Below are 21,210 nucleotides of genomic sequence, written 5' to 3' on the forward strand. Positions count from 1 at the left end.
TGCCCCGACCATAATTAAAGAAGAGGGAAACCCCATGTTCGTGCACAAGACCGCACTGCTCAGTGCAATCACCACGGCGCTGCTGGCCAGTGCCAGTATCCAGGCCGCCGAACCGCTGAAAGCCGTTGGCGCCGGCGAAGGTCAGCTGGATATTGTGGCCTGGCCTGGCTACATCGAACGTGGCGAAAGCGACAAGGCCTACGACTGGGTCACCGGCTTCGAAAAGGAAACCGGGTGCAAGGTCAACGTCAAGACAGCCGCCACTTCCGATGAGATGGTCAGCCTGATGTCCAAGGGTGGTTACGACCTGGTGACTGCATCCGGCGACGCCTCCCTGCGGTTGATCGCCGGCAAGCGTGTGCAGCCGATCAACACGGCGTTGATCCCGAACTGGAAGAACATTGACCCTCGCCTCAAAGATGGCCCTTGGTATGTCGTCAATAAGCAAACCTATGGCACCCCGTACCAATGGGGCCCGAACGTGTTGATGTACAACACTAATATCTTCAAAACGGCGCCGGACAGCTGGAGTGTGGTGTTCGAAGAGCAAACCCTGCCGGACGGCAAGTCCAACAAGGGCCGGGTCCAGGCCTACGACGGCCCGATCTATATCGCCGATGCGGCGCTTTATCTCAAATCAAAACAGCCGGAACTGGGCATCAAAGACCCGTACCAGCTCAACGAAGCGCAATACAAAGCGGCGCTGGAGCTGCTGCGCAAGCAACAGCCCTTGATCCACCGCTACTGGCATGACGCAACGGTCCAGATGAGTGACGTCAAAAACGAAGGCGTCGCGGCGTCCAGCACCTGGGGTTACATGGTCAACGGCCTGGTGGCAGACAAGCAGCCGGTTGCCTCGGTCATTCCAAAAGAAGGTGCAACGGGTTGGGCCGACACCACCATGTTGCACGCCGAAGCCAAGCACCCGAACTGCGCCTACAAGTGGATGGACTGGTCGCTGCAACCGAAAGTCCAGGGTGACCTGGCGGCCTGGTTCGGTTCGCTGCCGGCGGTTCCGGCCGGGTGCAAGGAAAGCGAGTTGCTCGGCGCCGAAGGTTGCAAAACCAATGGTTACGATCAATTCGACAACCTGGCCTTCTGGAAAACCCCGCAAGCTGAAGGCGGCAAGTTCGTACCGTACAGCCGCTGGACCCAGGACTACATCGCGATCATGGGCGGTCGTTAAGGCCCCTGTAGCAGCTGCCGAGGCACGAGGCAGCGTTGCGTGTCCGCAGGGACCGCCCCCAGGGCCGCTGCGCAGCCCGACGCAGCCTCGTACCTCGACAGCTGCTACGACGCTGTTCATTAAGTTTCAGTTTTTCAGAAGTCCAGGCTGGGGTCGCTGTGAGGACCCTCGCCTTTTTGGAGCACCGCACCATGACGCTTGCAGTCCAGTTCACCAACGTTTCCCGTCAGTTCGGCGAAGTGAAGGCCGTTGACCGGGTTTCCATCGATATCCAGGACGGCGAGTTCTTTTCCATGCTGGGCCCTTCCGGCTCGGGCAAAACCACCTGTCTGCGCCTGATCGCCGGTTTCGAACAACCGAGTGCAGGCTCTATCCGTATTCACGGCTTCGAGGCCGCCGGGCTGCCGCCGTATCAGCGTGACGTGAACACCGTGTTCCAGGATTACGCGCTGTTCCCGCACATGAACGTACTCGACAACGTCGCCTACGGTTTGAAAGTCAAAGGCGTCGGCAAAACCGAACGCCAGAAACGCGCCGAAGAAGCCCTCGACATGGTCGCCCTCGGCGGCTACGGCGAGCGTAAACCGGTGCAGCTGTCCGGCGGACAGCGCCAGCGTGTGGCCCTGGCCCGCGCCCTGGTCAATCGGCCGCGAGTGCTGCTGCTAGATGAACCGTTGGGCGCCCTCGATTTGAAGCTGCGCGAGCAAATGCAGGGTGAACTGAAGAAGCTGCAACGCCAGCTCGGCATCACCTTCATCTTCGTCACCCACGACCAGACCGAAGCGCTGTCGATGTCGGATCGCGTGGCGGTGTTCAACAAGGGGCGCATTGAGCAAGTCGATACACCGCGCAACCTCTACATGAAACCGGCTACAACCTTTGTCGCCGAATTCGTCGGCACCTCCAACGTGATTCGCGGGGATCTGGCGAAGCAATTGAGCGGCAATCCACAACCGTTTTCGATTCGCCCGGAACACGTGCGTTTCGCCGAAGGTCCGCTGGCCAGTCATGAAATCGAAGTCAGCGGTTTGCTCCATGACATTCAGTACCAGGGCAGCGCCACGCGTTATGAACTGAAACTGGAGAACGGCCAGACCCTGAACATCAGCCAGGCCAACGTCCAGTGGCTGGACGTCAGCGCGCAACATCAGACCGGCCAACGCATCAGCGCACGCTGGGCACGGGAAGCGATGATCCCGCTGCACGACAACGTTGTCGGCGGGGTGTGAGATGAACAGCGTGGTTATCCCTCAAACCCCGGCCGGCGGCTCGCCGCTGCGCAGGTTTTCCAACCTGCTGTATCGCCGGCCGAACTTTTACCTGTCGCTGCTGCTGGTACCGCCGCTGCTCTGGTTCGGCGCGATCTACCTCGGCTCGCTGCTGGTTCTGCTGTGGCAAGGCTTTTACACCTTCGATGACTTCACCATGGCGGTCACGCCCGACCTGACCCTGGCGAACTTCGCTGCCCTGTTCCAGCCGTCGAACTTCGACATCATCCTGCGCACCTTGAGCATGGCCGTCGTCGTGTCGATCGCCAGCGCCATCGTCGCGTTCCCGATTGCCTACTACATGGCGCGCTATACCACCGGCAAAACCAAGGCGTTTTTCTACATCGCGGTGATGATGCCGATGTGGGCCAGTTACATCGTCAAGACGTATGCCTGGACCTTGCTGCTGGCCAAGGGCGGCGTGGCGCAGTGGTTCGTTCAGCACCTGGGTCTTGAGCCGGTTTTGCAGTTCATTCTGGGTATTCCGGGCGTCGGCGGCAGCACCTTGTCGACCTCACACCTGGGCCGGTTCATGGTATTCGTCTACATCTGGCTGCCGTTCATGATCCTGCCGGTCCAGGCCTCGCTGGAACGCCTGCCACCCTCGTTGCTGCAAGCTTCGGCCGACCTTGGTGCCAAGCCACGCCAGACCTTCATGCAAGTGACGCTGCCACTGTCGATTCCAGGCATTGCGGCCGGTTCGATATTCACCTTTTCGCTGACCCTGGGCGACTTCATCGTGCCGCAACTGGTGGGTCCGCCGGGCTACTTCGTCGGCAGCATGGTGTACGCCCAACAAGGCGCGATCGGCAACATGCCGATGGCCGCGGCCTTCACGTTGGTGCCGATTGTGTTGATCGCCATTTACCTGACTATCGTGAAACGACTGGGGGCCTTCGATGCGCTCTGATGCAAAAAAACAAAGGCCAGAAACGCACGGGGAGAAAGCCTCGCTCGGCCTGCGCATCGCGGCCTGGGGCGGGTTGGTGTTTCTGCACTTTCCGATCCTGATCATCTTCCTGTACGCCTTCAACACCGAAGACGCGGCGTTCAGTTTTCCGCCCAAGGGCTTCACCCTGAAGTGGATCGGCGTGGCGTTCTCCCGTCCCGACGTACTGGAAGCAATCAAGCTGTCGCTGCAGATTGCCTCCGTCGCGACGTTGATTGCGTTGGTTCTCGGCACACTGGCATCGGCGGCGTTGTACCGCCGGGATTTCTTCGGCAAGCAAGGCATCTCGCTGATGCTGATCCTGCCGATTGCCTTGCCGGGGATCATCACCGGCATCGCGTTGCTGGCGACCTTCAAGACGCTGGGGATCGAGCCGGGAATGTTCACCATCATCGTCGGCCACGCGACCTTCTGTGTGGTGATCGTCTACAACAACGTCATCGCCCGCTTGCGTCGCACTTCTCACAGTTTGATCGAGGCCTCGATGGACCTCGGCGCCGACGGCTGGCAGACCTTCCGCTACATCGTCCTGCCGAACCTCGGCTCGGCGTTGCTGGCCGGCGGCATGTTGGCGTTTGCCCTGTCGTTCGACGAAATCATCGTCACCACCTTCACCGCCGGCCATGAACGCACCCTGCCGCTGTGGCTGCTCAATCAGCTCAGCCGCCCACGGGACGTGCCGGTGACCAACGTCGTCGCGATGCTGGTGATGATGGTGACCATGTTGCCAATCCTCGGCGCCTATTACCTGACCCGTGGCGGCGAAAGCGTTGCGGGCAGTGGCGGGAAATAACGAACAACGACTACTCCCTGTAGGAACCGGTTCAAATGTGGGAGCGGGCTTGCTCGCGAAAGCGGTGTATCAGCCAACATCAATTTTGAATGTGATGGCCCCTTCGCGAGCAAGCCCGCTCCCACATTTAGAGCCGGTTCCTATAGAGGAAAAACAACCGTTCCGAAGAGGACAAAGCCATGCAAACCAAACTCTTGATCAATGGCCAACTGATCGACGGCGAAGGCCCCGCCCAACCGGTGTTCAACCCGGCCCTCGGTCGTGTGTTGGTGGAAATCAACGAAGCCAGTGAAGCCCAGGTCGATGCCGCCGTGCGTGCCGCCGACAGCGCCTTCGAAGGCTGGTCGCAAACCACGCCGAAAGAACGCTCGCTGCTGCTGCTCAAACTCGCCGACGCCATTGAAGCCCACGGCGAAGAGCTGGCCAAACTGGAGTCGGACAACTGCGGCAAGCCTTACAGCGCCGCGCTGAACGACGAGATCCCGGCGATTGCCGACGTGTTCCGTTTCTTTGCCGGCGCCAGCCGTTGCATGAGCGGTTCGGCGGGCGGTGAATACCTGCACGGCCACACCTCGATGATCCGTCGCGATCCGGTTGGCGTGATCGCGTCCATCGCACCGTGGAACTACCCGCTGATGATGGTCGCCTGGAAAATCGCGCCGGCCCTCGCGGCGGGTAATACCGTGGTGCTCAAGCCGTCGGAACAAACCCCGCTGACTGCGCTGCGTCTGGCGCAACTGGCGTCGGAGATTTTCCCGGCCGGCGTGCTTAACCTAGTGTTCGGTCGTGGTCCTACGGTTGGCAGCCCACTGGTCACACACCCGAAAGTGCGCATGGTCTCGTTGACCGGTTCGATCGCCACCGGCTCGAACATCATTTCCAGCACCGCCGACAGCGTCAAACGCATGCACATGGAACTGGGCGGCAAGGCGCCGGTGATTATCTTCGACGACGCCGACATCGACGCCGCCGTGGAAGGCATCCGCACCTTCGGTTTCTACAACGCCGGCCAGGACTGCACCGCCGCCTGCCGCATCTACGCGCAGGAAGGTATCTACGACAAGTTCGTCGAGAAGCTCGGCGAAGCGGTCAGCAGCATCAAGTACGGTTTGCAGGATGATCCGGCGACCGAGTTGGGTCCGTTGATCACCGCTCAACACCGCGACCGCGTGGCCGGGTTTGTCGAGCGCGCTGTGGCGCAGCCGCATATCCGATTGATCACCGGCGGCAAAGCTGTTGAAGGTAATGGCTTCTTCTTCGAACCAACGGTGTTGGCCGACGCGCAACAGGACGACGAAATCGTCCGTCGCGAAGTGTTCGGGCCGGTGGTGTCGGTGACCAAATTCACCGATGAAGCACAGGTGCTGGGCTGGGCCAACGATTCGAACTACGGCCTGGCCTCGTCGGTCTGGACCTCGGACGTCGGTCGTGCGCATCGCTTGTCCGCACGCTTGCAGTACGGCTGCACCTGGGTGAATACGCACTTCATGCTGGTCAGCGAAATGCCGCACGGCGGTCAGAAACTGTCCGGTTATGGCAAGGACATGTCCATGTACGGGCTGGAGGACTACACCGTCGTTCGGCATGTGATGTTCAAGCATTAAAAGCATCGCGAGCGAGCTCGCTCCCACATTTGATCGCATTCCCCTGTGGGAGCGAGCTTGCTCGCGATGGCCTCACCGCAACATCAAGGAAGAAACCGGCACTAAGCACCACCCAGGTTCCACCCCAAAGAAGCCAAAACAATAACCACCGATCCGGGCTGCGCCGTCATGGCCCTGTCACGGTTTCGGACATCCGAAATCTGCCGATTTTCCGGAGCTAACACACCATGAGTGCATCACCCGAACTCTCCGCAGCCGTTGCCGACAGCGACGCCGAGCAACTACGCAAGCTGGGTTACACCTCGAACTTCAATCGCAGCATGAGCCTGTGGGAAAACTTCGCCCTGGGCTTCACTTATCTCTCTCCGGTCGTAGGGGTTTATACCCTGTTCGGCCTGTGCCTCGCCGCCGGTGGGCCACCGATGTTCTGGGCTTATTTGCTGGTCGGATGCGGCCAGTTGCTGGTGTGCCTGATCTTCGGTGAAGTGGTCTCGCAGTTCCCGATTTCCGGTGGCGTGTACCCGTGGGCTCGTCGCTTGGTGGGCAAGCGCTGGGCGTGGATGGTCGGCTGGATCTACTCCATCGCCCTGTGCGTCACCATCGCCGCCGTTGCGGTGGGCGCCGGTCCGTACCTGGCCGCCATGATGGGCTTTGAACCAAGCAACAACACCAACATCGTCATCGCACTGTTCCTGACGTTGTTCGCCACCCTGGTCAACCTCAGCGGCACCAAGGTGCTGGCACGGATCGCCATGTTCGGCTTCCTCTGCGAACTGGTCGGTGCGGTGATCGTCGGCCTTTATTTGCTGATCTTCGAGCGTCATCAATCGATCAGTGTATTGTTCAACACCTTCGATATCAGCGTTGATGGCTCCTACCTGCCGGCGTTCCTCACAGCCTCGCTGGCGGGGATGTTCCTGTACTACGGCTTCGAGGCCTGCGGCGATGTGGCCGAAGAAACCCCGAACCCGAGCAAGCAGATCCCGGTGGCCATGCGCATGACCATCTACATCGGCGGCATCGCGGCGATGTTCGCCTGCCTGGCGCTGATCCTCGCGGTGCCGGACATGCAAGCGGTGATCAACGGCACCGACAAGGACCCGGTGACCACCATCCTCAACAACGCCTTCGGCCCGGTCGGTTCGAAAGTGGTGATGGGCGTGGTGATGATTTCCTTCATCTCCTGCGTCATCAGCCTGCAAGCGGCGGCGAGTCGTCTGCTGTATTCCTACGCTCGGGATGAAATGGTCATCGGCAGCTCACTGCTGAAGAAGATTTCCCCTACGACTCAGGTTCCGGTTGCGGCGCTGTTCGTGTCCGGCGTCCTGCCGGCGCTGATCATTGTGCTGGGCTTCTTCCTGCAGGATGCGGTGGCAACCATCGTCAGCTTCGCAGCCATCGGCATCTACCTGGCGTTCCAGATGATCGTGCTCGCCGCGTTGTATGCGCGCATGAAGGGCTGGAAACCGAGCGGCAAATTCACCCTCGGCGCCTGGGGTTGGGCAGTGAACATTGGCGCGCTGGTGTATGGCGTCGGTGCGATCATCAACATGGCCTGGCCGCGCACGCCGGATGCGGCGTGGTACATCAACTACGCGATGGTGTTGAGTACTGCGATCGTGATTGGGTTGGGGCTGGTTTACATGTGGCTTGCCAAGCCGTATGACCATGGGACTGCGCCTGCGGGGGACGCTTGGAAGGTTGGTCGATAAGGGTAATTACCCAGCCCGCAGTGATGCGGGCTGGGTTTGAGGTGTTAGATCGGTAGGGGTTTGGAGAGAATTTCGAATTCGTCCATCAGCAGATGGATTTCGGTGCTGGGGTTAGGTTCGCCGCTGATAGCAACGTCCTCGATAATCTTTGGTGCTAAATCTCTCGCCCTTTGGAAGGGCTCACCTAAAAGTTGTGCGAAATAGTTGGTGTCTTCGCCTTTTTCGTACTTATCCATGTTGGGTTTCTCTCTGAGGCTCTTGGCCACCAAGTCGCCTGGAGAGTGCTTTCCAACCGCTCGAAATGGCTTTCGATTGAAACCGAAGTGCAGAAGCAGCCAAAACTCAAAACAGGGGTAGGAAGCGATGACTTTGATTTTCGGATGAGGCCTCGCCAGATTTATTGCTCGTTCAAAACACAGATGTGTATCGCGATCCAATGCACAAAACACCTTGTCGAAGCATTTCTGGCGGGCTATTGCTGTTTCTACAATGCCGCTTGGGTGTGTGACGCCACAGTGGGAAATTTCCACTTGAGCTTTGGCGCGAAAATGAAATGCAGCCTCCTCCAGATATCGTTTTCCTGACTTGCTGTCTTCACAGAGGATCAACACTTTGGGCTGAGGCTTGAACCGCGGTGCCTTTCGATCAAATAGTCGTATCGAACGCGCCATGATCAACCCCGCCTTATCAGTGGTAACCCGCGATAACGGCCTTCAAAGTAGCGTTTCTCGACATCCTCCCCTTCCCGTCCTTCAAAGTCGTAAACAGAAAAAAGGCAGGTTGCACCGTTAGCGTCTCTTTCGGTGATCCAGAACTGATCGCGGCGAAGCGCTTTGGCGTTCATTAGATGAGTGTCGTGAGTGGTAAAGATCAGTTGATTCTCCAACCCACTGTCCAGGTGTTTCTCAATCAAGTCCGCGACTATTGAGGGATGAAGGCTGCTGTCCAACTCATCGACAGACAGTATCCCGCTACCATCGGCGTGATTGATCATGAACCAGGGCAGCCAGAATCCAACCAGGTTTTTCGTACCGCCTGACTCCTCGGAAAAATCAAACTCCGCCTGGCCTAAAAGACTCGTGTGCGTCAGGGTCACTTTGTCTTTTTGGGCTGCTGCGAAGAGCTCTTTCAGTGTGAGTTTTTTGGTGCGTTGAACAGACTCTGCGTCTTCGGTGTTGAGCCGGATCGCTGACACCGGGATATCCACTTCTTTTAGAAAGTCTCGTAAATCATGTGTGTAATCCGATGCCATCCGAAGAAATCTGATGGACGCTGCTGACAACCCCATCATGTTGTTCTGCTCAATAACGAGTAGACCGGTTTGAAACCAGCTAAACGGCGCCCGCAACTGAGTCAACTCTTCGCTACTGTTCGCAACCGCCTGCGAAATAAACAACATCTTGGGACTCGTCAGACGCCGCCAAGCGTTGTGCACCTCTTTACCGCCCTCAAGGCTTGAGCCAAAAACATAATGCTCCCCCTCATCAACAAAACGACGTGAATACAACAGCGTTTCCTTACCTTTGGGATAGGAAACCAATTGTTCCTCGATAATCCGCTGCGCAGTCATGCGCAGAACAAACCGATATCGGATCCCGCGTTGAATGAAGTTGTACTCAAAAGAACTGGGTTCGTTTTGAAGTTGCGGGTCAAAACGAAATGGCGAGACCGGTAGCGGCTCATCATTTGATGAAGGTATCGAAGCGAGCAAACTCCCCATGATCCCCATCGCCCGGATAAGCGAAGACTTACCGGATGCGTTCGGTCCGTAAATCGCCGCCACCTTCAATAAATCAGGCAGTTTTTCTCCATTTACGATTGGTGTGAACACGTTGCGCTTTTTGCTCAAGCGCGGTGTCGCAGCCATGGACAGGGTTTGTTTGTCACGGAAGGAGCGATAATTGGAAACTGAAAATTCGATCAACATGTAGCAAACCTGCAGTTCGTTCCTGAATGCGGAAAAAACTATAGGAAAAACCACGGCTGTGATGCTGCTTGACTGCACCTCATGCAAAAACAGGCAATTCCTACAGATCGAACCTTCCAGAAAAGACACTGATTCCTACAACACGCGGCGCCAGAGTAGACTTGGCGCCGCGAGCGCCTTGCAGATAGGCTTCAACCCGTCGCTGCAACATCAGCGACCCGGGGTCGAAGCCGGAATATCATCAACATGGCGCATCCGCGCCCCCATATGAACTGGGGCATTTTTGCCTTTCAGCTTCGCTTTATGGTGGGCCGTGTGGCGCGGGCCTCTCGGCTTCCGTGTTGATCGAGAATGTTCCGACTTCGAACGCCACATGGTCCGCCACCCAAATCTGTCGAAGGATTAGTGGCGGCTCCTTTTTCAACATGGAGTCGAAAAAATGCTTGAGTACACACAAAATCCGCCTGAAATCCATCCTCATTTCACCCCTACCGTCTTCACCCGCCACAACCGCTTCCTCCATGCCTTCATGCAGGACAACCAAGCCTGGTTCTGCGTCCAGGATCTCGGTCGCTTGATGGGCCGCCCGATGGACCAACGCCTCACCCTGAAACTCGATCCGGACCAGCGTCGATACGTCTGGCTGCTCAAGAACGGCAAAACGGTCGAATCGCTGATGGTCAGCGAATCAGGGATGTACGCCCTATTGATTCACCATTTTGTCCCGGAAAACCGAAACCTGCGCCAATGGCTGAGCAACGAAGTCATACCTTCGCTGCGTGAGTCGAAAGCGACATCTGTGGATAACATTCCAAGCCTGAGTTCATTGCAGTGGGCAGGCATCTCGGTGCCGCTGTTGCATTGGCAGCATCAAGCGTGGATCAAGTGGCGGGACATGCCTGATCTGATGCAGGCACAACGGCCGTTCACGATCGTGGGCACTTGCAGTTGAAGGTAGAGTGAAAAAATGAAAAAGGGGCGGACTTCACAGTCCGCCCCTTTTGGTTTGAATACGCCTGTTCAATCTCCCGCAAGAGCAATCCGCAGCCATGAGCAAACCGCGCATCACCAGCCAAAGCGTCACTGAAGTGATTCCAAGTGATAGCGCCTTTTCAGAAAAGTATCTGCAACAAACCATCGAGCAAAAAAATATCGAGGCTCGTCGCCAAGCAATCCACGAAGGCATCATCGACGCCGATACTGGCAAGCTGACCAGCCTGGCCACCGTAAAAGCCAAATGGCCTTCACGGCAACCATCCTCGGTCAAAACCTCGAAACACTCCTCATCGCATCCACCAGATACCGCATCGCAATCTGGTCGCTTTCCGACAGCTCCCGATAGCGCTCTAGCAACTTCATCTCATCCGAACTGAGCCGACGCCTTCGGCGCACAGTGGTCAGGCAAGGAAAGATTCCCAGCAACTGGGTGATGCCTTGTACTTTCGTCATGGACGATGTCCTTCTATAAGCCCGAGAAAACTTCAAAAACCGCATCGCCCTCTCCTTCTTGTTAGTCGCCGGCCTGAAGGGCAGAAACCGGTCATGACCACAGAATAGAAACTATCCGGGCGCTGAAAAGCGTTTTTAGAGTAATTAGTCGAAAAAAGCAGAAATGCCCTATAAATCAGAAAGTACTGTCGGAAAACTTAACCGACATTTCTTGTTTCATTGCCACGAAGCCAAAGTGCTACCAATCATTTTTTCTACACAACCGAACGGTTTAAGCTATTTGTTATCTGTTTAATGTCCGTTGCGTTTGGCCGAAGGCATGTCCGAACCTTTATTTTTGATCCAGCACGTGCCAGGAACGGCGCGGGATTGTTCACGACAGGTTGAACTTATGCACCGCAGGAATTTGCTCAAAGCATCCATGGCCATCGCTGCCTATACCGGATTATCAGCCACCGGCCTGCTGGCTTCATGGGCCTGGGCCGGTACCGGCGCGGCGGATGGCGAGGCTCAGGCGTTCGACTTCGAAGCGCTGAAGATCCAGGCCAAGCAGCTCGCCGGCAATCGCTATCAGGACACCAAGCAGGTGCTGCCGCCGACCCTGGCGACCATGACGCCGCAGAACTTCAACGCGATCCGCTACGACGGCAACCACTCGCTGTGGAATGACCTCAGCGGTCAGCTGGATGTGCAGTTCTTCCACGTGGGCATGGGTTTCAAACAACCGGTGCGCATGTACAGCGTCGATCCCAAGACTCGTCAGGCGCGAGAGGTACATTTTCGCCCGTCCCTGTTCAACTATGAAAAAACCACGGTCGATACCAAGCAGCTCACGGGCGACCTGGGGTTTTCCGGGTTCAAGTTGTTCAAGGCCCCGGAGCTGGACCAGCACGATGTGTTGTCGTTCCTCGGCGCCAGCTATTTCCGTGCGGTCGATGCCTCGGGCCAGTACGGTCTGTCGGCTCGCGGTCTGGCGATTGATACCTATGCCAAGAAGCGTGAAGAATTCCCGGACTTCACCAAATTCTGGTTCGAGACCCCGGACAAGGACAGCACCCGTTTCGTGGTCTACGCCCTTCTGGACTCGCCGAGCGCTACCGGCGCTTACCGTTTCGACATCGACTGTCAGGCCAGCCAGGTCGTCATGGGCATCGATGCCCACATAAACGCGCGTACCGCCATCGAACAACTGGGCATCGCGCCGATGACCAGCATGTTCAGCTGCGGCACCCATGAACGGCGCATGTGCGACACGATTCACCCGCAAATCCACGACTCTGATCGCCTGGCCATGTGGCGTGGCAACGGCGAGTGGATCTGCCGCCCGCTGAACAACCCGGCCACCCTGCAATTCAATGCCTTCGCCGACACCGACCCGAAAGGTTTCGGCCTGGTGCAGACCGATCATGAGTTCGACAGCTATCAAGACACCGTTGACTGGTACAGCAAGCGTCCGAGCCTGTGGGTAGAACCTACGACCGCGTGGGGCGAAGGCTCTATTGATCTGATGGAAATTCCTACAACCGGCGAAACCCTGGATAACATCGTCGCGTTCTGGACCCCGAAAAAACCGGTCGCGGCCGGGGACTCCCTGAACTACGGCTACAAGCTGTACTGGAGCGCACTGCCACCGGTCGGCACGCCGTTGGCACGGGTCAACGCCACTCGTTCGGGCATGGGCGGTTTCATCGAAGGTTGGGCACCTGGCGAGCATTACCCGGAAGTTTGGGCTCGACGGTTTGCCGTGGACTTCACGGGTGGCGGTCTGGACCGCTTGCCTGAAGGCGCAGGGATCGAGCCGGTGGTTACGTGTTCGAATGGGCAAGTGAAGGATTTCAACGTGCTGGTGTTGGATGACATCAAGGGTTACCGCATTACCTTTGACTGGTACCCGACCAATGACAGCGTGGCGCCGGTGGAGCTGCGGTTGTTCATTCGCACCAATGACCGGACGTTGAGTGAGACCTGGTTGTACCAGTACTTCCCGCCTGCACCTGAGAAGCGCAAGTACACCTGAGGGTAATTGGGTGTCTTGGCTGGCCCCATCGCGAGCAAGCTCGCTCCCACAGGTGATCTGAGGTGTACACAAAACCTGTGTCTCATGGAGATCCAATGTGGGAGCGAGCTTGCTCTGGGCGGCGTTCCGACGATGAGGGCCTGACCGACAACAAACCTCAGTGCACAGAAACACAAAAGCCCCGATCACGATGGTCGGGGCTTTTTGGTTTTACAGCATCAATCAGTCACGCAAATCCGACTCGTGAATCGGCTGTTCACGATGGGTGGCCCGCTGATACTGCGCCGGCCAGATGGCCTTGCGTCCCCCCAGGTCATCATCGGCATGCAGTGGCCAGTACGGATCGCGCAACAGTTCACGGGCGAGAAAGATGATGTCAGCCTGGCAGGTGCGCAGAATGTGCTCGGCCTGTGCCGGCTCGGTGATCATTCCTACCGTGCCGGTGGCAATACCTGACTCTTTGCGCACACGTTCGGCGAAGCGGGTCTGATACCCGGGACCTGTAGGAATCTCGGCATTCGCCGCCGTACCGCCCGACGAGACGTCAATCAGGTCTACGCCTAACGCCTTGAGGCGTCGCGCCAGCTCGACCGTTTCATCGGGATTCCAGCCGTCTTCCACCCAATCGGTGGCCGACACCCGCACGAACAGCGGTAGCTCTTCAGGCCACACCGCACGCACCGCTTCGGTGACTTGCAGCACCAGCCGGATGCGATTCTCGAACGAACCACCATATTGATCGCGCCGCTGATTGCTCAGGGGCGAAAGAAACTGATGCAACAGGTAACCGTGGGCGGCGTGTATTTCCACCACTTTGAAACCGGCGGTCAGCGCCCGTTTGGCCGAAGCGACAAAGGCCTGAATGACCTCAGCGATCTCGCCATCATCGAGCTGCTTGGGGTGGGTGTGCTGCGGGTCGAAAGCAATCGGCGAAGGGCCCACCGGAACCCAGCCACCGTCTTCGGGTTTGACGCTGCCATGTTTACCGATCCACGGCCGATGGGTGCTGGCCTTGCGCCCGGCGTGAGCCAACTGAATGCCGGCCACCGCGCCTTGTGCCGCAATGAATCGAGTGATGCGTTGCAACGGTTCGATCTGTTCATCGTTCCACAGGCCGAGGTCCTCGGCAGTGATGCGCCCGTCGGCCGTGACCGCCGTGGCTTCGGTAAACACCAGGCCGGCCCCGCCGACAGCGCGGCTGCCGAGGTGGACCAGGTGCCAGTCATTGGCCAGTCCATCGACGCTGGAGTACTGGCACATCGGCGACACCGCAATGCGGTTGAGCAGGGTCAATTGGCGAAGGGTATAGGGTTCAAGCAGCAGACTCATGGGGCACCTCTCGAATCAGTGGGCAGGCTCCAGGGTTCTGTTTGAAAAGTCGACGAGTGACAGGAAAAAGGTGCAGCACCCGCCCCCGCGGGAAAAAATTCGACAAGACGTCACAAGGATAATCAAGCAGTGCTTAGAGCCTAGTCGACAACGGGGGAAGGTGGAGGGTTCCGGGGAGATTTGGCGCCTGGGAGATCGCCATCTCGAGCAAGCTCGCTCCCACAGTGGATCTGCGTTGTTCACAAAACCAATGTGGGAGCGAGCTTGCTTGCGATGGGGTCAACGCGGTTCGATGTGGGCAATCATCAACTGCACCGTCTCGTTGCCACGGAACTCGTTGAGGTCGAGTTTGTAGGCCAATTCCACCCATTTGATGGTCGGATTCGGCCAGATGTCGCGGTCGATTCCGAAGGCAATGCCATCCAGCTTCACCGAACCACATTCACTCTTCAGCACCACTTTGAGGTGCCGCTCGCCGACCACTCGCTGCTCGACCAACTGGAACACGCCGTGGAACAGCGGCTCCGGGAAGTGCTGCCCCCAAGGTCCGGCATGGCGCAGGGCGCGGGCCAGTTCTAGGTGGAATTCCTCGACCGCCAGGGTGCCGTCCGACAGCAGGCGCCCGGTCAGGTCTTCTTCGCGCAATTGCCTACGCACTTCCGCGTCAAAGGCTTCGGCGAACAACGGAAAATTCGCTTCCGGCAGCGTCAGGCCGGCGGCCATGGCATGGCCGCCGTATTTGCTGATCAGATTCGGATGCTGCGCCGCCACCACGCTCAACGCGTCGCGAATATGAAACCCCTGAACCGAACGCCCCGAGCCCTTGAGCAAGCCATCGCCAGCATCGGCAAAGGCAATGGTCGGGCGGAAATAGCGTTCTTTCATACGCGATGCGAGGATTCCGATGACACCCTGGTGCCACTCGGGATCGAACAGGCACAAGCCGAACGGCATCGACTCGACCGGCAAATCCTTCAGTTGAGCCAGCGCTTCACGCTGCATGCCCTGCTCGATGGATTTGCGGTCCTGGTTCATGCCGTCGAGTTGAGCGGCCATTTCACGCGCCAGACCAGCGTCTTCGGTGAGCAGGCATTCGATGCCCAGGCTCATGTCATCCAGACGCCCCGCCGCGTTCAGACGCGGGCCAACAATGAAACCCAGGTCAGTAGAGGTGATGCGCGTGTGGTCACGCTTGGCGACTTCGAGGATCGCCTTGATCCCCGGCCGCGCGCGCCCGGCGCGAATCCGCTCCAGGCCTTGGTGCACCAGTATCCGGTTGTTGGCATCCAGCGGTACCACGTCGGCGACGCTGCCCAGCGCCACCAAGTCCAGCAACTCGCCGATGTTCGGCTGCGGCTTGCTCTCGTACCAGCCGAGGCTGCGCAAACGCGCACGCAGGGCCATCAGCACATAGAAAATCACCCCGACGCCGGCCAGCGCCTTGCTCGGGAACTCGCAACCTGGCTGGTTCGGATTGACGATGGCATCGGCCAGCGGCAATTCGTCACCGGGCAAGTGGTGGTCGGTGACCAGCACCTGGAGCCCGGCCTTTTTCGCCGCCGCCACGCCTTCAACGCTGGAGATACCGTTGTCCACAGTGATCAGCAACTGTGGTGTACGGGTCAGCGCCACTTCGACGATTTCCGGCGTCAGGCCGTAGCCGTACTCGAATCGGTTCGGCACCAAATAGTCGACGTGCGCCGCGCCCAGCAGGCGCAAACCCAACATGCCCACGGTACTGGCCGTCGCGCCATCGGCGTCGAAGTCACCGACGATCAGAATCCGCTGACGCTGCTCCAGCGCCGTCACCAGCAAATCCACCGCTGCATCGATGCCTTTGAGTTGCTGGAATGGAATCAACCGCGCCAGGCTCTTGTCCAGTTCAGCCTCGGACAGCACGCCCCGCGCCGCGTACAGACGGGTCAGCAGCGGCGGCAGATCACCGAGGAATGGCAGGGTGTCGGGCAACAGGCGAGGTTCGATGCGCATGGGGTGACAGGTGCTTCTCTTGAATACGTAGGATAAAAGCGGATAACGCAAGTTAGCAGCGAATAATCAGCCGCGCTCGCCGCTCAGCCATTGCAACTGGACTTCATGCTGACCACGGTCGTCGGTGACAAAAATCGTCCCTTCGCTGATCATCACGTCCCACTTGATAACGCGGGGCATGTCCTTGGCCAGGGTTTCCAGCACTTCCTGTGGAACAGCAGCGATGTGCACGTTTTTCAGGTTCTTGATCGCCGGGATCACTTTGGTCTCCCAGACGCGCAGGCTGCCGTAAGCCAGCAGGCTGGTGCGCTCGGTGCGACGAGAGCACCAGGTCAGGCGATCGGCGTCTGGCTGGCCGACTTCAATCCAGTGCAGAACACGGTCGTCCAGGCTCTTTTCCCACAGGGCTGGTTCGTCCACGTCTGACAGACCGCGACCGAACGACAACTGCTCGTTGTACCAAAAGGCGTAGGCCAGCAGCCGCACGGTCATGCGCTCTTCGGTTTCCGAAGGGTGACGGGCGATGGTCTGCTTCACGCTCTCGTACACGCTGCGGTCGAGGTCGGTAAGGTTCAGTTCAAACTTGTAGGTCGTGGACGGCTGGGCCATGAACGGGCTTCTTGATACGGGGAAAGGCGGCAAGTCTAACCGATGCGGTAGACAATCCACGAATTGAAGGCGATCAACCTTGGTCGTCTGACGTTCGGCTATGTTAAAACCCTGTATTCGCTCAACCTTTGTCCTACAGGATCCAGTATGCCGCTCACCGGAAAACCGCTCTCAGGTCTGAAAGTCATTGAATTGGGTACGCTGATCGCCGGGCCGTTTGCCTCGCGCATTTGCGGCGAGTTCGGTGCCGAGGTGATCAAAATCGAGTCCCCCGATGGCGGCGATCCGTTGCGCAAATGGCGAAAACTGTATGAAGGCACCTCGCTGTGGTGGTTCGTCCAGGCACGCAACAAGAAGTCCCTGACCCTGAACCTCAAACACCCCGACGGCCTGGCGATCCTGAAAAAACTGCTCAGCGAAGCGGACATTCTGATTGAGAATTTTCGCCCGGGCGTGTTGGAAAAACTCGGTCTGGGCTGGGAAGTCTTGCACGCTCTGAACCCGAAACTGGTGATGGTGCGCCTCTCGGGTTTCGGCCAGACCGGGCCGATGAAAGATCAACCAGGCTTTGGCGCCGTCGGTGAATCCATGGGCGGTCTGCGCTACATCACCGGGTTCGAAGACCGGCCACCGGTGCGCACCGGTATTTCCATCGGTGACTCGATTGCCGCGCTCTGGGGCGTGATCGGTGCGCTGATGGCGTTGCGTCATCGCGAGGTTAACGGTGGACTCGGCCAAGTGGTGGATGTGGCGCTGTATGAAGCGATTTTCGCCATGATGGAAAGCATGGTCCCGGAGTTCGACGTGTTCGGCTTCATCCGCGAGCGCACCGGCAACATCATGCCGGGCATTACGCCCTCCTCGATCCACACCAGTGCCGACGGCAAACATGTGCAGATCGGCGCCAATGGCGATGCGATCTTCAAACGCTTCATGCTGATCATGGGTCGCGAGGACCTGGCCAACGACCCTGCGTTGGCGAGCAACGACGGACGCGATAGCCGTCGCGACGAAATTTATGGGGTGATTGATCGCTGGGTCAACTCGCTGCCTCTGGACACCATCATCGAGCAGTTGAATCAGGCCGACGTACCGGCCAGCCGGATCTTCAGCGCCGAAGACATGTTCAGTGATCCACAGTACCTGGCCCGGGAAATGTTCCTGAAGGCCAAGCTGCCGGACGGCAAAGATTTCAAGATGCCGGGAATCGTGCCGAAACTATCAGAGACACCCGGCACTTCGGAATGGGTCGGGCCGCAGTTGGGCGAACACAATGCGCAGGTACTCAACGATCTTGGTTACGACAAGGAACAGATCGCAAAGCTGCGTGAAGACGGGGCCATCTAAGCTGAGGCGTCTGCTTGCGCGGCCCATCAACCACTGCCTGACGCGCGGCGGAAGAGCATTGTGCGCGTGCGCGTTTTTCCTGTTGCTCGCCGGCCAGGCTCAGCCAACGTTGGCGCAACCGAAGGAAACCCTGGTCTGGTTATTGCGCGACCTTCCTCCGCTGATGATTTTCGAAGGATCGAAAAAGGGCCAGGGCGTCATCGATCAACTGCTGCCGCTGCTGATCGCCCGCATGCCGCAATACGAACACACCCTGATGCGAGTCAATCGCGCTCGCGGCTTGCAAATGCTCCACGAGCCATCCCTCACGTGCGATGCGGCGCTGAATTGGAGCAAGGAGCGCGATGACTGGATCGCATTTTCCATCCCGGTCTTTCGGGCCATGAGTAACGGCCTGGCCGTGCGCCGCGTTGATCGGGAGATGCTGACGCCCTTTATCAATGATGGCGAAGTGGACCTGGCGGCCCTGCTGGCCAGTGGCCGCGAGAAACTGGGCATTATTGCCGAGCGCAACTACGGCGAATATCTCGACGCGCTCCTCAAACAAGCGCCAGCCAACTCACTGACCCTCCACTACGGTAACGATGCTTTGGGCAGCCTGTTGCAAATGCAACGCCTGGGGCGCTTGCGGATGCTGTTGGGGTACCGCTCGGAGATCCGCTACCAGGCCCAGCAGCAAGGGATCGCGGAAGATGAATTGCAGTTCTACCCGATTCGCGGCACGGGCAAATACCTGTCCGGTTACATCGGCTGTACTGACACCCCCCAGGGCCGGCAGGCGATCATCGAGATCAACCAACTGCTGAGCACCCTGCCCCACGATCACTTGAGCGAAGCATACGCCGCCTGGCTGGACCCCGAGAGTCGAAGCGACTACCTGGAAGCCAGCCGGGCATTTTTCCTGCAGCAGGCCGAGCAATGACAAATCGCAGGCAAAAAGAAACCCCGAGAAGTGGGGAGACGACTCGGGGTTAAACGTGGCCTACATAAAGACCAGTGGCAGCAAGCTACAAGCACCGGAGCACAATGCTTGATCCTGCTGTTACAAGGTCTGACTGACCTAAGCGCAGGAAGGTTCCCACAAAAAACAATTCAATTTCGGTTGGCCAGGATCTTGTCCTGAGCAGCATTACGCAACGCCGCGATGACGCAGGGCTCCAGCCTGCCTTCGGCGATCAGCACGTCGCGATGCAAACCGTCGACGACATCCGTCAGCAGACGTTTGCTGGTCAACTGGGCCTGATTGAACGCCCGCTCGACCACGATCGCGCCGGTCGCATTTTTCAGTGTCACCAGGCATTCGCCATGGTTTCCCGACGGGGTCAACGTTACCTGATACGGGCTCAGAGCTTCACCGAGCAATAGACTGATACTTTCCATCTCGATCACCACTCATTAGTCCGAAAACAAAGTGCCTGGGGCGTGCCTACAAGAAATGACCACTGGCTCGAGAAGAAAGTTCTGGATACCGACTGCTGGTGAACCTGCGCCGCGGGTCAATAGAGCATGCACGGCCAAGATGACAGAGAAAAAACAGCCGCCTCACGCCTAAAGCCAATCAGTTAAGGAACGACACAATCCGTAGCAGCTGGCGAAGCCTGCGTTCGGCAGCTGCTACAAGGAAGTGCGTCGCAGCTGAAATTGCTTAACTGATCGGCATTAGGCGTCACGCCTGCTGCTTACGCTTGCCAATATCGGTCCATCCTCCCAGCAGGCCCCGCAATTGTCCGTCGGCACCGTAAAAAGGCACCGTCCACTGATAGACATGCCTGACGCCGTTGTTGAACATCAATTGACGCTCACTGAAGCGCGTCTTGCGCGTACCGAGCTGGGCCATGAACTCTGCATGCAGCAGTTCGGCGGTCTCTTTGGGCAAGACGTCCAGTTCAATCAGCTTTCGTCCCTGAACCTGGTCGAAACGGGTCGACAAGCCCTCCTCATAACTCTTGTTGCACATGATCAAACGTCCTTCCAGATCACGAACAAACATCGGATCGGGCATGGCGTCCATCAACGCATGCTGGAAGGCAAGCTGATCACTCAGGCTTTTCTCGGCATCCAGGCGCTGCTGGATCAATACCGTGAGTCGTCGGTTCCAGAGCAGGGACAACAGGCCGAACAGACTGACGATAAACATTCCCCAGCAGCCCCACTCGGTGAGTCGGTGCCAGACGCCGGGCACCTTGACCGGGGCAATCCCATTGAGCCATTTCAGGCGAATGGCGCGCAATTCGGCAGGATCAAGCGCCTCAAGCGCCTTGTTGAGGATGCTCGACAGCTGAGGCTGACCTTTGCGTACGGCCAAGTGGTCCGCCTCCCATTTGCCCTCCACCGTATACCCGACCTTGAGCTGCCCGGACGGATAGAGTTGTGCTCCGGTTTCGTTTTCGATGGTGGCATAGGCCTCACCGCTCTCGACCAGCGCCCGGGCCTCCGCGTAGGTTTTAACCGAGCGCAGCTCGATGTCCGGATGGTCGCGGCGAATCGTGGCCTCCAGCGCATGCCGGGTCGGTAACACCAGAACCCTTCCCGACAGCTGCTCCAGGGATTGCACCTCTGGCGCCCCGGCCCGCCCGACGAACACCCAGCCAGCGCCACCGAACGCATGACTGAAATCCAGAAACGTCTTGCGTTCGTCATTCATCGCCAGCGTCGTGCTCATGTCCGCTGCGCCACTTTCCAGTCGCCCGAGCAACTGATCGGTGGAAAACGATTCTTCGTGAACAAACTGCAATCCCGTCATCGCGCTGATGCGGTTGAGCAGATCATTGTTCAAGCCGTTCCATTGGCCGTGCTCATCCTTGAACAGGTACAGCGGATATTGCACCGATGCGACGATGACTTTCGAATGCTCGGCAATCCATTTCAACTCCTGAGCATCCAGCTCGATCATTGGGCCAGCAATCGATCCTTTGGAATCGGTCGCCGCCAATTGCGACGCGCTCCCCCATTGAGCAAAGCCCAGGGTGCCGACTAAAAAAAACATCCAGCACGCGGCTGGTTTTAACCCTCTGAAAAACAGCATTGCCAC

At 58.2% G+C, this 21,210-nt stretch carries 18 protein-coding genes; 10 read left to right on the top strand and 8 right to left on the bottom strand.

The window, feature by feature from the left end; translation table 11 throughout:
* The first annotated feature begins 34 nt into the window (after positions 1-34).
* From ydcS to ACMXYH_RS26520, 6 genes are all read left to right on the top strand, one after another.
* Positions 35-1,186: a putative ABC transporter substrate-binding protein YdcS gene (ydcS, locus tag ACMXYH_RS26495; protein ID WP_415765445.1), complete on the top strand. Its 1,152-nt coding sequence runs from the start codon at positions 35-37 to the stop codon at positions 1,184-1,186.
* 191 nt (positions 1,187-1,377) lie between these two features.
* Positions 1,378-2,415: an ABC transporter ATP-binding protein gene (locus tag ACMXYH_RS26500; RefSeq protein WP_129441529.1), complete on the top strand. Its 1,038-nt coding sequence runs from the start codon at positions 1,378-1,380 to the stop codon at positions 2,413-2,415.
* A gap of 1 nt (position 2,416) precedes the next feature.
* Positions 2,417-3,364 (top strand): ABC transporter permease, encoded by a 948-nt coding sequence (locus ACMXYH_RS26505; RefSeq protein WP_415765446.1) that lies wholly within the window; start codon positions 2,417-2,419, stop codon positions 3,362-3,364.
* Positions 3,354-4,196 (top strand): ABC transporter permease, encoded by an 843-nt coding sequence (locus tag ACMXYH_RS26510; protein ID WP_046048179.1) that lies wholly within the window; start codon positions 3,354-3,356, stop codon positions 4,194-4,196. Before ACMXYH_RS26505 ends, ACMXYH_RS26510 begins: the two co-directional genes overlap by 11 nt.
* A gap of 179 nt (positions 4,197-4,375) precedes the next feature.
* Positions 4,376-5,800: a gamma-aminobutyraldehyde dehydrogenase gene (locus ACMXYH_RS26515; RefSeq protein ID WP_129441521.1), complete on the top strand. Its 1,425-nt coding sequence runs from the start codon at positions 4,376-4,378 to the stop codon at positions 5,798-5,800.
* Positions 5,801-6,027: 227 nt separating this feature from the next.
* On the top strand, positions 6,028-7,512 hold the full coding sequence (locus tag ACMXYH_RS26520; RefSeq protein ID WP_415765447.1) for an APC family permease: 1,485 nt from the start codon (positions 6,028-6,030) through the stop codon (positions 7,510-7,512).
* Positions 7,513-7,556: 44 nt separating this feature from the next.
* On the opposite strand, the gene ACMXYH_RS26525 is transcribed toward ACMXYH_RS26520, so the two are convergent.
* Entirely contained in the window at positions 7,557-8,183 is a 627-nt protein-coding gene (locus ACMXYH_RS26525) for an RloB family protein (RefSeq protein ID WP_415765448.1), read from the bottom strand.
* A gap of 2 nt (positions 8,184-8,185) precedes the next feature.
* Positions 8,186-9,439: an AAA family ATPase gene (locus ACMXYH_RS26530; RefSeq protein ID WP_415765449.1), complete on the bottom strand. Its 1,254-nt coding sequence runs from the start codon at positions 9,437-9,439 to the stop codon at positions 8,186-8,188.
* A gap of 439 nt (positions 9,440-9,878) precedes the next feature.
* Between ACMXYH_RS26530 and ACMXYH_RS26535 the strand changes: the two genes are divergently transcribed.
* On the top strand, positions 9,879-10,391 hold the full coding sequence (locus tag ACMXYH_RS26535; RefSeq protein WP_415765450.1) for a BRO-N domain-containing protein: 513 nt from the start codon (positions 9,879-9,881) through the stop codon (positions 10,389-10,391).
* Between the two features lie 311 nt (positions 10,392-10,702).
* Here the strand turns inward: ACMXYH_RS26535 and ACMXYH_RS26540 are convergent, their stop codons facing one another.
* On the bottom strand, positions 10,703-10,888 hold the full coding sequence (locus ACMXYH_RS26540; RefSeq protein WP_129441512.1) for a hypothetical protein: 186 nt from the start codon (positions 10,886-10,888) through the stop codon (positions 10,703-10,705).
* Between the two features lie 391 nt (positions 10,889-11,279).
* On the opposite strand from ACMXYH_RS26540, the gene ACMXYH_RS26545 reads away from it, so the two are divergent.
* On the top strand, positions 11,280-12,905 hold the full coding sequence (locus tag ACMXYH_RS26545) for a glucan biosynthesis protein D (RefSeq protein WP_415765451.1): 1,626 nt from the start codon (positions 11,280-11,282) through the stop codon (positions 12,903-12,905).
* A 222-nt stretch (positions 12,906-13,127) separates the two neighbouring features.
* Here ACMXYH_RS26545 and ACMXYH_RS26550 read toward each other — a convergent pair whose 3' ends face one another.
* From ACMXYH_RS26550 to ACMXYH_RS26560, 3 genes are all read right to left on the bottom strand, one after another.
* Positions 13,128-14,234 carry an NADH:flavin oxidoreductase/NADH oxidase gene (locus tag ACMXYH_RS26550; protein ID WP_134418918.1) on the bottom strand — a complete coding sequence of 369 codons (1,107 nt, stop codon included), beginning with the start codon at positions 14,232-14,234 and terminating at the stop codon, positions 13,128-13,130.
* Positions 14,235-14,513: 279 nt separating this feature from the next.
* Positions 14,514-16,223, bottom strand: a complete 1,710-nt coding sequence (gene recJ, locus ACMXYH_RS26555; RefSeq protein ID WP_134101866.1) for a single-stranded-DNA-specific exonuclease RecJ — start codon at positions 16,221-16,223, stop codon at positions 14,514-14,516.
* A gap of 66 nt (positions 16,224-16,289) precedes the next feature.
* A complete protein-coding gene (locus ACMXYH_RS26560; protein WP_007897614.1) occupies positions 16,290-16,832 on the bottom strand; it encodes a YaeQ family protein in 543 nt (180 codons plus the stop codon).
* Between the two features lie 147 nt (positions 16,833-16,979).
* On the opposite strand from ACMXYH_RS26560, the gene ACMXYH_RS26565 reads away from it, so the two are divergent.
* Both ACMXYH_RS26565 and ACMXYH_RS26570 read left to right on the top strand, forming a co-directional pair.
* The gene (locus tag ACMXYH_RS26565) at positions 16,980-18,179 is read left to right on the top strand and encodes a CaiB/BaiF CoA transferase family protein (protein WP_129441504.1); all 1,200 of its coding nucleotides are present in this window, start codon (positions 16,980-16,982) and stop codon (positions 18,177-18,179) included.
* A complete protein-coding gene (locus ACMXYH_RS26570) occupies positions 18,106-19,101 on the top strand; it encodes a TIGR02285 family protein (RefSeq protein ID WP_415765453.1) in 996 nt (331 codons plus the stop codon). The genes ACMXYH_RS26565 and ACMXYH_RS26570 overlap by 74 nt, the downstream gene beginning before the upstream one ends.
* A 170-nt stretch (positions 19,102-19,271) precedes the next feature.
* Here the strand turns inward: ACMXYH_RS26570 and ACMXYH_RS26575 are convergent, their stop codons facing one another.
* Positions 19,272-19,559: a DUF3509 domain-containing protein gene (locus ACMXYH_RS26575; RefSeq protein WP_129441500.1), complete on the bottom strand. Its 288-nt coding sequence runs from the start codon at positions 19,557-19,559 to the stop codon at positions 19,272-19,274.
* A 286-nt stretch (positions 19,560-19,845) separates the two neighbouring features.
* Positions 19,846-21,204 carry a transporter substrate-binding domain-containing protein gene (locus tag ACMXYH_RS26580; protein WP_129441498.1) on the bottom strand — a complete coding sequence of 453 codons (1,359 nt, stop codon included), beginning with the start codon at positions 21,202-21,204 and terminating at the stop codon, positions 19,846-19,848.
* Positions 21,205-21,210 lie beyond the last annotated feature (6 nt).

It is taken from the genome of Pseudomonas frigoris, from assembly GCF_047758635.1.
GTDB classification, from domain to species: Bacteria; Pseudomonadota; Gammaproteobacteria; order Pseudomonadales; family Pseudomonadaceae; genus Aquipseudomonas; species Aquipseudomonas frigoris.